The following is an 11,604-nucleotide window of genomic DNA, read 5'->3' as shown; positions in this document are numbered from 1 at the left end:
AGAATATGGCAGCACCTATTAAAGCTATCCGAAAGGATGAGCCAACTGAGGAAGAACAACGACAACAAAAGTTAGAAGATTTAAAAGTACTTCTAGCAAATAATGAAGAAGCTTTAAATCAAATGTTTAATATTGTAGGTGAACTGAATGACATTGGGATGCTGGAAGCTGCAAGTTCTATGCTTCAAGCGAAAGAGCAAATCGCAAAAATTATTCTAGGACAAGTCACTCGTGAACCAGTCACGAATTTGATTAACAATATGATGGGCGCTGCAGGAGCTTTAACAGAACTTGATCCGGAACTTACTAAAAAACTTGTAAGTAGTGTATTGATAGGTATGGATGAAGGAAGCAAGCACCTGCAAAGTAATAAAAAAGTAGGAATACTGGACCTTATGAAAGTACTTAAGGATCCAGACATTAACCGTACTATCGGATTCGGTCTTCATTTCTTAAAAGGTATGGGTAAGGGGTTAAAAGACGAATAGGTAAGCAACAATAATATTATTTCATAGGTTTTATGTATGTTTGAAATAATTCTAAAAAATGAGCCTTTTTGTTTAATTATTTGAGTGAATAATTCAGACGAAAAGGTCATTTTGTTAAAATATTTATGATGAAGTAGTACTGGAAAAGTATTATTGATGAATCGGGGAGGAATGTGAGTATGTCAAAAATGGTACATGAGTTTAATGATATGATACGAAAGCTTCGAAAAGATTTGTTCGGAAAAGGACCGGAACGAATTCATACTGTATTTGCTGAGAATATGGCTATTGCCACACTTTATGGAAATTTGACACCTACTGAGAAATTCATTTCGGGAACTTTGGATGGTGCGGAAATGGTTCATATGGCTAGAACGAAAATGATTCAGGAGGTCTATGCTGTCAATTCTCGTGAGCATTTGGAGGAACTTGTTGGAGCCAAATTAGTTCATCTGTTTTCGGATATGAAAGTGGATGAAGATATTGCAGTTTCAGTGTTTGTCTTTGATAAAAATATAACGTGAGGGAAGGATACTGATCGTGAAATCGATACAGATGGAACGGGAAATTTTCCGGTATGAACAAGGGGAATTTAAGCATATAGAGGACAGCATTGTAACAGAGTTTCCAGTTACGGTTAAAATTAACGGACAGGAATTTGTTACAATGGTTAGTACTCCAGAGTATATTGAAGATATGGTAATAGGCTTTTTAGCATCTGAAGGTGTTATCCGAAAGTATGAAGACATTGATGAAATATGGGTACAGGATAAAGAAGGATATGTACACGTAACAACGACAAAGATCAATCCTTATTATCGTGACATCCAAAATAAGCGTTATATTACTTCATGTTGTGGAATGAGTAGACAAGGATTTGTTTTCGTAAATGATGCACTGACTGCGAAGAAGATAGATGATGTTCACGTAAAGATCTCTGCCCAGGATTGTTTTCGATTAATGAATGATATGCAGCAATCTGCGGCTACTTTTCAGCATACAGGCGGGGTTCATAATGCCGCCTTATGCGATGTGAATGGAATCATTTTAAGCCGAATGGATATAGGAAGACATAATGCTTTAGACAAAATTTACGGCTATTGTTTAAAAAACAACATTTCTATTAGTGATAAAATTATTGTTTTTAGTGGCCGTATATCTTCTGAAATTCTATTGAAAGTTGCGAAAATTGGCTGCGAAATAATATTGTCAAAATCTGCTCCAACTGAGTTAGCACTGGAGCTAGCAGAACAATTAGGGATTACTACAATAGGCTTTATTCGTAATCAATCTTTAAATGTATATACTCATCCAGAGCGGGTTGTAAATATTAAGTAAATGCAAAGTGGTTAGCAAATAAAACTTGTACGAAATCATAAAATATGCAAAAGTGAGGCAATAAACATGAAATCTGTCACATTAGACAAATTGCACCGTCCTTTAAGGGATTTACGTATTTCTGTTACCGATCGCTGTAATTTTCGCTGTCGATATTGTATGCCGGAAGAAATATTTGGTCCTGATTATTCTTTTTTGTCTAATGATAAAATTTTATCTTTTGATGAAATTGAAAGGGTAACACGTATTTTCGTTTCTTTAGGTGTAAGAAAGGTGCGTATTACTGGGGGAGAGCCTTTACTTCGGAAAAACCTTCCTGAACTAATTGAGCGACTTAACAAAATTGATGGAGTAGAGGATATTGGTTTAACTACAAATGGATCTTTACTTAAGAAGTTTGCTCCTGATTTATATAAGGCGGGTTTATCACGTGTGACAGTTAGTTTGGATTCTTTGGAAGAAGAGCGTTTTACTTATTTAAATGGTAATAGAAGTAAAGTAAAAACGGTTCTTGGAGGAATACAGGCTGCAGCGGAAGTCGGGATGAAAATTAAAATGAACATGGTTGTCCAAAAAGGAAAAAATGAACAAGACATCGTTCAGATGGCGCAATACTTTAAAGAGAATAAGCATATTCTTCGGTTTATTGAATATATGGATGTCGGGAATTTTAACGGCTGGGAATTAGACGAGGTAGTCTCTAAACAAGAGATATTAGAGATGATTAATAAAGTTATGCCGCTGGAACGAATTGAAGCAAACTATCCTGGCGAAGTTGCTACTCGCTATCGTTATATCGGTAGTGATGAGGAAATAGGAATTATTTCATCTGTAACAGATTCTTTTTGTTCATCATGTACAAGAGCTCGTATTTCCGCAGAAGGAAAATTATATACTTGTTTGTTTGCTTCTAAAGGAAATGATCTTAGAGAATTGCTTCGTTCTGGGTATACCGATGAGGAGATTATCGATGTTATTCGTGACATTTGGAATAATCGTTCAGATCGCTATTCAGATGAACGGCTAAGCAATACAAATAAAAAAACATTGCCAAAAATTGAAATGTCGCATATTGGTGGTTGAGAAATAAAGGATATGTTAGGGTGACATTCAAAACACTATGAAAGAAGGCTATTAATAGATCTTCTTATTATAGCAAATGTCGCGAAGTGGAAAGCGTGCAAGTTTTGCAGATTTTCTATTTTATAGTAAAAGTGATGATTGATATCTCTGTAAGAGAAATGCAGAGAGATTAAGCAGCATTCAAAAATCCTTACGATGTTAAGGGTCTATTGAAGCTGCTTTTTTATTTTAAAAAAATGGAGGAATTGGTTATGGCATTTCATAAACCGGAAAAAATCGCTGAGCTTGTGATTGAAGCCGGTGTTCAAAAGGTAAGGCAATCGTTATCCGCCATGCTTATCCTCGGTTTTTTAGGAGGAGCATTCATCTCGTTAGGGTTTTTACTTAATATTCGAGTTTTAGGTAATTTACCGGAGCATTGGGGAAGTCTAGTGAATTTTTTGGGAGGAGCAGTTTTTCCTATAGGGCTTATGCTTGTTGTCTTGGCAGGCGGAGAGTTAATTACGGGAAACATGATGTCAGTGTCCATGGCCCTGTATGCGCGAAAAATCTCATTGAAAAGTGTGTTAAATAATTGGATTTGGATAACTTTAACTAACTTTGTTGGTACACTTTTCGTAGCTTATTGTTTCGGTCACCTTGGCGGGTTGACGGAGGGTGCATATTTAAATAAAACAGTGGCAATAGCCCAAGAGAAATTACATGAATCGTTTGGGAAAACATTAATTTCAGCAATTGGTTGTAACTGGCTCGTTTGCCTTGCGATTTGGTTAGCTTATGGAACTAACGATTTTGTTGGGAAAATTATCGGGATTTGGATTCCTATTATGGCATTTGTCGTGATTGGATTTCAGCAAGTCGTAGCAAATATGTTTGTAATCTCAGCAGTTATTTTTGCGGGTTACCTTTCATGGATGGATCTTGTCGAGAATTTTGTTCCGGTTTTTATCGGAAATGTAATTGGTGGAGCTGGATTTGTTGGATTTGCTTACTTCTCTTGTTATCAGAAACAAAGTCATATAGAGAAAGATTTCTAAAAAAATAACCATATATGCAGCAGATTTTTTAATTAATTGATAATTATTTACAAGAAAGGAAGGCCATCTAATGATAGAGCGGTATTCACGTCAACAGTTGTTCACTCCTATTGGGAGTAAAGGACAAGAAAAGGTTAGAAATAAGGGTTCTGGTGCAAATAATATGTAGATTAGAAATAGCAGTGTAGACTCCTAATGGAACCTACTACTATGCGGTGAGACCGAAGAGTTGATTGATTAACTTGATTTGTTTTTTGACAGACTTCTCCCCTTGCAAAGTCTGTCCTTTTTTAATCATTCTCATCGCTTCCAGTCCAGCCAACACTCGTTTAGCTGATTGAAAAGATTTCAATCCTAACATGGTACGCACTCGCTTCTTGATAAAGCGATGATCTTGCTCGATTATGTTATTCAGATATTTTATTCGTCTTATTCGGATGTCAGCGAGCGTCCGTTGTTCTTTCTTCAAATGTTCTATAGCGATAGGATAAGCTGGATTTTTATCAACGGTCACAACACGAGGTTTAGAAACATGAAAAGACTGCAAAGCTTTCTTAAAAAAGCGCTTTGCAGCCTTATGATCTCTTGTTTTACTGAAGATAAAGTCAATGGTGTTTCCTTCGGAATCAACAGCTCGATATAAGTACATCCACTTTCCTTTGACTTTAATATACGTTTCGTCTACTCGCCAAGAATCATTCGTTTTCTTAAGGTGACGACGAACTCTCTTATCTAGCTCAGGACCATATTGGTGAACCCAACGCATAATCGTTGTATGAGCAATGGATAAGCCCCGTTCCTCCATCATTTCGACTAAATCACGAAAACTGAGGTTGTACCGCAGGTACCATCTTACCGTTAATAAGATAACATCAGGCTGATAATGCTTCCATTTAAACAAATTTTCCTTTTCCATACCGAGCACACACCTTTTTTAGAGTAATACTATCAGTATGTCCAAGTTTAGGAGATTACTTGCAAGAGATTTAAAGTTTTTGCACCAGAACCTCGAAACCCGTATTTGCTTTCTTGTCAATTAGATGATTATCGTGTGGTCATTTTTCAAGATGGTCGTGTATTTATTCACGGGACAAATGAAATTCAAAAAGCGAAACAAATATACTATCGTTTATTAGGTTAATAGAAGGGTTTGGTAATTATGGAAAGAAGAGTGCCGATTGCGGTTGGAGAGGCCGTTCGTAAAGTAATGGAATTTGCCAATCGTGGTTTAAAAGAACTGGTGCCACTTGAATTAGCTTACGGACGTACATTAGCAGAGGATTTAGTAGCCGATCATGATGTTCCTTCCTTTAATCGCTCACCATATGATGGATTTGCTATTAGGGCAGAAGATACTGCCTGGGCAAGTTTTGAGAATCCAACTTTATTCGAAGTAATTGGCGAAATTGGGGCAGGGTCCATATTTCCTCAAGAGGTAGGTCAATTTCAAGCAGTTCGAATCATGACGGGAGCACAAATTCCAAAAGGATGTAACGCAGTTGTGATGCTAGAACTGACTCGTCAATATGAGGATGTCGGTAAAACATATATGGAAGTGAGACGCTCATTCAAAGAAGGAGAAAATATTTCCTTTCAAGGTGAAGATACACGTAAAGGGATGATTCTTGCGAAGAGAGGTTCTTACATTAATCGAGGCATTTCAGCGTTCCTTGCTACATTCGGTTACAGCGAAGTACCAGTTGCCAAAAAGCCTGTGATTGGAGTATTAGCGACGGGAAGTGAGCTTCTTGATGTCAATGAATCACTACAACCTGGAAAAATTCGAAATAGCAATACGTACATGATATTGTCCCAAATTCGAAGAGCAGGGGGAAGAGTGAAATACTTTGGTAAGTTTAGTGACGATATTGATACGTGCCACGCAGCCGTAAAAGAAGCGTTAAGCCAAGTGGATATGTTCATTACAACTGGTGGTGTTTCAGTAGGGGATTATGATTATTTGCCAGCTATATACGAAAAATTAGGAGCATCGGTTCTTTTTAATAAAGTTGCAATGCGGCCAGGTAGCGTCACGACCGTAGCACAATTAAATAAAAAACTATTATTTGGATTATCAGGTAATCCTTCTGCTTGTTATGTAGGCTTTGAGTTATTCGTAAGACCTAGCATTCGTACCTATATGTTTAGTGAAAAGCCACATTTAAAAAAAGAAAAAGCATTATTAGGAGAAGATTTTCTAAAACCTAATCCATTTACAAGGTTTGTACGAGCAAAGTTTAAATATAACGAAGGACAATTAATCGCCTATCCATCAGGGCTTGATAAGTCTAGTGCGGTTTCTTCATTAGCTGAATCAAACGCTTTTATCGTACTCCCAGGCGGTACAAGAGGATATAAGAAAGGGATGTTTGTAGATGTTCTCTTATTAGAAGATAATCAAGGCAGTGAATGGCCTTGGAGCAATATTATTCCATCTTACAAATAATAGAGCTTTAAAAAAAGAGGAGGATCATGTTGATGGGACAAGTATTATTTGAAATAGTAGATACTCCTATTTTAGTCGAAGAAATAACGAATAAGGTAGCAAGAAGAGAAGCTGGTGCTATTACAACCTTTATTGGAACAGTAAGAGAATTGACGAAAGGAAAACGAACTTTACATTTAGAGTATGAAGCATATAAATCAATGGCGGTAAAAATGTTTACTCAAATTGGTGAAGAAATTAAGAAAAATTGGCCGGATGCAAAAATAGCAATTACACACAGAGTGGGACGATTAGAAATAATGGATATTGCAGTTGTAATTGCAGTTTCGTCGCCGCATCGTAAAGTGGCTTATGAAGCGAATGAATACGCAATCGAACGTATTAAGCAAATTGTTCCAATTTGGAAAAAAGAATTTTGGGAAGATGGAACAATGTGGATTGGAGACCAGCTTGAAAATACTCCGTATCCAGAAGGAAAACCAAAGAAGGAAGAATGAGAAGATGATTACAATATTACTGTTCGCAAATTTGCGAGAGGAAGTCGGCGTAGACCAATTGGTAATAAGAGAAAAACAAGAGATTAGTGTTCAACAATTAAAAAAATGGCTTAAAGATAGTTATCATTTACAATCTTTGGATCAAGTCATGGCGGCTATCAACGAAGAATTTGCAGTTGACGAAGATATTGTAAAAGACGGAGATACAGTTGCGTTTATCCCGCCTGTAAGTGGAGGATAATGTTGTTTGTTAGTAAAGTTAACGCTATATTTATGATTATAATAGATGGAACGATAATAATGGATTGTTATCATTTTATCACTTTTTATTTATGTTATAAATGGTTGGATTGGTATATTAGTAAGTATTGCTAGTAATCTATTCCACCATGAGTACACAAGCCTATTTAAGTAGGTTCGGGTACTCATGGTGTTTTTTTTGTTTGCAAATTAAGACCGGAGGAGGAAATATACACTAATCTATCTCCGGTATTAAATATGAGGCGTTGAATTCAAGGGTAATTTTATTTGTACTAAAAATTATCAAATAATAATAAAAAGGACTGAGATTTATGCTTACTCATGAACAAATTATGAAAGTTCTAAGCCATGTTCAGGATCCAGAGTTGCACAAAAGTATCGTGGAATTAAACATGGTAAGAAATATTCAAATTGATGGCACACAGATTTACCTTGAAGTTATTTTAACTATTCAAGGTTGTCCATTAAAGGCGAAAATTAAACAAGATATTGAAGACTCTCTGCGGAACATTGGAGCCTCTAAGGTTTCTTTGACCTTCGGCTCCATGACACCGGAAGAACGAGCTGCATTAACAGAAACTTTAAAGAGAAATTCTAGAACGGAAACCGGCATGCCTAGTATGTTGCGACCAGATTCAGGTGTACGTTTTATTGCTGTGACAAGTGGAAAAGGTGGAGTCGGAAAATCAACTGTGACGATTAACCTTGCTACTGCTTTAGCCCGTATTGGGAAAAAGGTTGGGATTTTAGATGCAGATATATATGGATTCAGTATCCCTGCTATGATGGAAGCTAATCAAAAGCCAACAATGATAGATCAGACAGCGATTCCGGTCGTTAGCCACGGCGTTAAAATTATGTCAATGGGATTTTTTATAGAGGATAATAACCCAGTTATGTGGCGAGGGCCAATGCTAAATAAATGGATTCAAAATTTCTTTGCCAACACTCACTGGGGAGAACTAGAGTATCTTCTTCTTGATTTGCCTCCTGGTACAGGAGATGTTGCGATTGATGTGGCTGCGATGATCCCTCACGCGAAGGAAATTATAGTTACTACTCCTCATAATGTAGCTTCGTTTGTTGCTTCCAGAGTAGGGGTAATGGCAAAGCATACAAAACACGATATTTTAGGTATCGTTGAGAATATGGCATATTATGAGGAACAAGAGGGTTCAAGGAACTATCTCTTTGGGAAAGGTGGCGGCGAAATGTTAGCAGAACAACTGCAAACAGAAGTGATAGCACAAATACCTTTTGCAAAGCCTGAAGAAAACAAAGGTTCGTCCGTATATGACGAAGATTCGCTTGTTGGAGAGATGTTTACATCATTAGCTCAAGATCTTATCTACAAAGGATAATTTATTAGAAAACTAAAAGGCTTTCATAAAAATAGAAGGGAATTTCTTTATAAAAATCTTCTAGTTAGCTAAAATAGCTTTTCGTCTCTTATGAATGGAATCGGCGATTATTTCTTATGAAGATAAAATATAAACAGAAATATAAGGAGTGAATGACCTTGGGGAAAAATTGTCCTATCCTGCAGATTGTAGGATTCCAAAATAGTGGAAAAACAACGCTCACGGAAAAATTAATTTTTAGAGCTAGTATAGCTGGATTAAAGGCTGCATCAATTAAACATCATGGCCATGGAGGAACCCCAGATACTGAATTAAGCTCCAAAGACAGTATACGTCATCCATGAAGCAGGGGCTGTTGTTTCTAGTGTGGAAGGAGAGGGGGTCTTATAGATACGTGCTAATTTTGATAATTGGGATCTCGAGGAAATGATTAAGTTATATCACTTTTTTTCTGTAGATATCATTTTCGTAGAGGGATATAAGAAGAAGGCTTACCCAAAAGTTTTTTTAATCCGAGATGAGGACGATCTTTCATTACTTAATTCACTAGTTAATGTCCGGTGTGTAATAAGTCATGTGAAATTGGATAGTAAGGAACTCGAGCATTATCAGGTTTTTCAGCTGGAAGATGATGATTTGTATATAGATTTTTTAATGAAAGAAGCAATGAAAAAGAGTAGGAATAGAACTATGTGGTTTTTTTTGTAATCTAGTACTTGTTGAAGAAATTATCAGCATGTTCTCATATGAATAAAGGATTTTGAGAATATGGAACAATATAGGGCAGGGACAAAGGAATGATTCCGGTTCTATTTTTTCCGAAATACGTGAGGAAATTGGATTAGATTATTTAATAATAGAAAAGCAAGACATAACGATTCGACTGGATTTGAGTCAATATTTTGGACACAAAAAAGTTAAATCTAAGCTGCTTTTTTAGCTAGATCTTCTATTACTTGAGGGGTTTTATCCCGCATAAACGGGCAGTAATACTCCCACCTAACTTCTTTGCCCTCTCTAAATTTTGAGGTGGGGATCCTACGGTCTTACTGCCCATTAATGCAGGATAAAGTTGTTTAAAAATTTCATGTGAAGTAATTATAAAATTACCATACAAAAAGCCCCACAAGCATAGCGCTTAATAAGGAAACAGCCATGCCACTAACAAGAAGCTTCCAAACATTCTTACCGATAATTGCTGATTTTTCCCCACCAAATAATGAATTATAAGTCCCATAAATCATACCAACTGTACTAAAGTTAGCAAAAGAGGCTAGAAATGTTGTTGCAACTGCAACTGTATGTGAAGCTAAAGAGGGTAAATGTGACTTTAAATCCATCATCGCAACAAATTCATTAGTTGTTATTTTTATCCCCATTAATTCAGCTACATACATAGCATCAGTTCCTGATAAACCAAGTAAGAAAGCAAACGGACTAAAGATGATAGAAAAGATTTTTTGAATTGTTAAACCTGTTACAAAGAAACTTAGAATACCATTTAGACATGCCGTTAATGCTACATATCCAATAACCATGGCTAGAATAACAATAACCATATTCATACCAACTAACATACTGTTTGAAATGGTAGAGAAAAAATCTTTTTTTTCTTCTTTTGATGGTGAATAAACAATATCTTCTTCCTTAGTAATTTCTATAGGGTTTAAAACATTTGCCAAAATTAATGCATTTAAACAGTTTAGAGGAATTGCACTGAAAATATATGTCGCTGGAACCATCGATAGATAAGCACCAAGAATGGATCCACTAACACTACTCATACTCATAATTCCAAAAGTTAATAAACGATTTTCTTTTAAAACAGATAATTGATCACGAACAACAGCAAGTGCTTCTGTGTTTCCTAAAAACATCATTTGAATGGAAAAGAAACTTTCTAACTTTGGTAAACGAGAAATTTTTGAAATAATTGCACCTACTTTATCAATAATCCAAGTTAAGATTCCAAAATAAGAAAGAATATCAAAAAATGTAATAACAAAAATGATGGGAAGTAATGCGCTAAAGAAAAAGTCAATCGTTTGATTTTCCATAGCTGATGGAAATGCAAATCGAATACCTTCATTCGCGCACGATATTAGCCAAGTGAAAAATGATGCGATTTTATCAATTATGATGTTTCCAAATTTGGTCCCTAACATAAACCAAGTAATAAAAATTTCAAGTATTATCAGAATAATGATTGGTTTCCACTTTATTTTTCTTTTATTAGGCGAACATAAGAAAATTACTAATAATACAATAAAAATCCCTATAATGTTTAATATCAAATTCATGTCAACAACTCCTTGAGATTTATCCCGCTATTCGCGGGCAGTAAGATCCCTACCTTGAAATTTAGTGGTAGCAAAAATGTTAGGTGGAGGATCAACTGCTCGTAAAATTCCAATTGGTTAGTGCTAATAATCAGTGGAGGATGAAGAACCCCCCCACTGATTAAAGTTCCACTTTATTCTTTGTATATAAAAAAGCTCTTATTCTTCATAATTTGGATAATGACCAGAAATTATGAAGAATAGGAGGGAAATGTAAAAGATATTTGAAATGAATCGATTTTAGAGGGAGGTATTATTTTTCTAGGTATTTTAAATTCACGAAAATATTGTTAAGTTTGAGATAAAATTGTATATTAAATGAAGAATTGAATTCCCATATGTAACTGGCGCAACATGGATTACCATGAGGGAGCATATGGATTATGAGCCGCGCGCCTAGGCAAGCACTTGATATTTTTAATCAAGTGCTTTTTATTTTTCTAAAAAAATAAAGGAGTAGATGGGGATGAATTCTAAACACAAGAAGATGGGGACTTTTGCTCTTACAATGACAGGGCTCGGTTCTATGATTGGTTCAGGATGGTTATTCGGAGCTTGGAGAGCTGCTGAAATTGCAGGGCCGGCTGCTATTTTTTCTTGGATCATAGGTATGGTTGTTATTTTATTTATTGCTTTGTCTTATGCGGAACTAGGTGCTATGTTTCCTGAAACGGGAGGAATGGTGAAGTATCCACAGTATTCTCAAGATTCGTTTGTTGGATTTTTGCCTCTCTTACTTTGTACTGGGCCCGCT

Annotated in this window: 11 protein-coding genes, 3 pseudogenes and 1 riboswitch; of the genes and pseudogenes, 12 read left to right on the top strand and 2 right to left on the bottom strand. The window is 35.9% G+C overall.

Annotated elements, in window-relative coordinates:
* Nucleotides 1–5: 5 nt before the first annotated feature.
* The 5 genes from Y7E_RS0115730 to Y7E_RS0115710 all read left to right on the top strand — a co-directional run bounded on the left by Y7E_RS0115730 (nt 6) and on the right by Y7E_RS0115710 (nt 3,946).
* Nucleotides 6–488, top strand: a complete 483-nt coding sequence (locus tag Y7E_RS0115730) for a helical membrane plugin domain-containing protein (protein ID WP_017152227.1) — start codon at nt 6–8, stop codon at nt 486–488.
* Between the two features lie 179 nt (nt 489–667).
* Entirely contained in the window at nt 668–1,012 is a 345-nt protein-coding gene (locus tag Y7E_RS0115725) for a Na-translocating system protein MpsC family protein (RefSeq protein WP_017152226.1), read from the top strand.
* Between the two features lie 16 nt (nt 1,013–1,028).
* Entirely contained in the window at nt 1,029–1,826 is a 798-nt protein-coding gene (gene fdhD / locus Y7E_RS0115720) for a formate dehydrogenase accessory sulfurtransferase FdhD (protein ID WP_017152225.1), read from the top strand.
* A 66-nt stretch (nt 1,827–1,892) separates the two neighbouring features.
* Entirely contained in the window at nt 1,893–2,909 is a 1,017-nt protein-coding gene (moaA, locus tag Y7E_RS0115715; RefSeq protein WP_017152224.1) for a GTP 3',8-cyclase MoaA, read from the top strand.
* Nucleotides 2,910–3,160: 251 nt separating this feature from the next.
* Nucleotides 3,161–3,946, top strand: a complete 786-nt coding sequence (locus Y7E_RS0115710; RefSeq protein ID WP_017152223.1) for a formate channel — start codon at nt 3,161–3,163, stop codon at nt 3,944–3,946.
* 208 nt (nt 3,947–4,154) lie between these two features.
* Here Y7E_RS0115710 and Y7E_RS0115700 read toward each other — a convergent pair whose 3' ends face one another.
* Nucleotides 4,155–4,862, bottom strand: a complete 708-nt coding sequence (locus Y7E_RS0115700; RefSeq protein WP_017152221.1) for an IS6 family transposase — start codon at nt 4,860–4,862, stop codon at nt 4,155–4,157.
* A gap of 93 nt (nt 4,863–4,955) precedes the next feature.
* Between Y7E_RS0115700 and Y7E_RS31820 the strand changes: the two are divergent.
* The 6 genes and pseudogenes from Y7E_RS31820 to mobB all read left to right on the top strand — a co-directional run.
* Nucleotides 4,956–5,087 (top strand): annotated as a pseudogene (locus Y7E_RS31820) (molybdopterin biosynthesis protein MoeB); the annotation flags it as partial.
* Nucleotides 5,088–5,105: 18 nt separating this feature from the next.
* A complete protein-coding gene (locus tag Y7E_RS0115690; protein WP_017152220.1) occupies nt 5,106–6,392 on the top strand; it encodes a molybdopterin molybdotransferase MoeA in 1,287 nt (428 codons plus the stop codon).
* A gap of 32 nt (nt 6,393–6,424) precedes the next feature.
* Entirely contained in the window at nt 6,425–6,889 is a 465-nt protein-coding gene (locus tag Y7E_RS0115685; RefSeq protein ID WP_017152219.1) for a molybdenum cofactor biosynthesis protein MoaE, read from the top strand.
* A gap of 4 nt (nt 6,890–6,893) precedes the next feature.
* A complete protein-coding gene (moaD, locus tag Y7E_RS0115680; RefSeq protein ID WP_017152218.1) occupies nt 6,894–7,130 on the top strand; it encodes a molybdopterin converting factor subunit 1 in 237 nt (78 codons plus the stop codon).
* A 331-nt stretch (nt 7,131–7,461) separates the two neighbouring features.
* Nucleotides 7,462–8,511, top strand: a complete 1,050-nt coding sequence (locus Y7E_RS0115675) for an Mrp/NBP35 family ATP-binding protein (RefSeq protein ID WP_017152217.1) — start codon at nt 7,462–7,464, stop codon at nt 8,509–8,511.
* Nucleotides 8,512–8,663: 152 nt separating this feature from the next.
* Nucleotides 8,664–9,219: pseudogene (gene mobB / locus Y7E_RS29970) on the top strand (molybdopterin-guanine dinucleotide biosynthesis protein B).
* A gap of 398 nt (nt 9,220–9,617) precedes the next feature.
* On the opposite strand, the gene Y7E_RS0115665 reads toward mobB, so the two are convergent.
* Nucleotides 9,618–10,811, bottom strand: a complete 1,194-nt coding sequence (locus Y7E_RS0115665) for a nucleoside transporter C-terminal domain-containing protein (protein ID WP_017152216.1) — start codon at nt 10,809–10,811, stop codon at nt 9,618–9,620.
* A gap of 369 nt (nt 10,812–11,180) precedes the next feature.
* Nucleotides 11,181–11,259, top strand: a riboswitch (ZMP/ZTP riboswitch).
* A 57-nt stretch (nt 11,260–11,316) separates the two neighbouring features.
* Between Y7E_RS0115665 and Y7E_RS35065 the strand changes: the two are divergent.
* Nucleotides 11,317–11,577, top strand: a pseudogene (locus Y7E_RS35065) (amino acid permease); the annotation flags it as partial.
* Nucleotides 11,578–11,604: the final 27 nt, after the last annotated feature.

The organism is Bacillus bingmayongensis, from assembly GCF_000299035.1.
GTDB lineage: Bacteria > Bacillota > Bacilli > Bacillales > Bacillaceae_G > Bacillus_A > Bacillus_A bingmayongensis.
The sequence above is the reverse complement of the archived record's forward strand: the minus strand, read 5'-3'. Positions and strand labels throughout refer to the sequence as shown.

Excerpts from the sequence above, each read along its gene's own strand:
- Y7E_RS0115730 (WP_017152227.1), top strand. The coding sequence starts at position 6 with ATGGCAGCACCTATTAAAGCTATCCGAAAGGATGAGCCAACTGAGGAA.
- Y7E_RS0115725 (WP_017152226.1), top strand. The coding sequence starts at position 668 with ATGTCAAAAATGGTACATGAGTTTAATGATATGATACGAAAGCTTCGA.
- moaA (WP_017152224.1), top strand. The coding sequence starts at position 1,893 with ATGAAATCTGTCACATTAGACAAATTGCACCGTCCTTTAAGGGATTTA.
- Y7E_RS0115710 (WP_017152223.1), top strand. The coding sequence starts at position 3,161 with ATGGCATTTCATAAACCGGAAAAAATCGCTGAGCTTGTGATTGAAGCC.
- Y7E_RS0115700 (WP_017152221.1), bottom strand. The coding sequence starts at position 4,862 with ATGGAAAAGGAAAATTTGTTTAAATGGAAGCATTATCAGCCTGATGTT.
- Y7E_RS0115690 (WP_017152220.1), top strand. The coding sequence starts at position 5,106 with ATGGAAAGAAGAGTGCCGATTGCGGTTGGAGAGGCCGTTCGTAAAGTA.
- Y7E_RS0115685 (WP_017152219.1), top strand. The coding sequence starts at position 6,425 with ATGGGACAAGTATTATTTGAAATAGTAGATACTCCTATTTTAGTCGAA.
- moaD (WP_017152218.1), top strand. The coding sequence starts at position 6,894 with ATGATTACAATATTACTGTTCGCAAATTTGCGAGAGGAAGTCGGCGTA.
- Y7E_RS0115675 (WP_017152217.1), top strand. The coding sequence starts at position 7,462 with ATGCTTACTCATGAACAAATTATGAAAGTTCTAAGCCATGTTCAGGAT.
- Y7E_RS0115665 (WP_017152216.1), bottom strand. The coding sequence starts at position 10,811 with ATGAATTTGATATTAAACATTATAGGGATTTTTATTGTATTATTAGTA.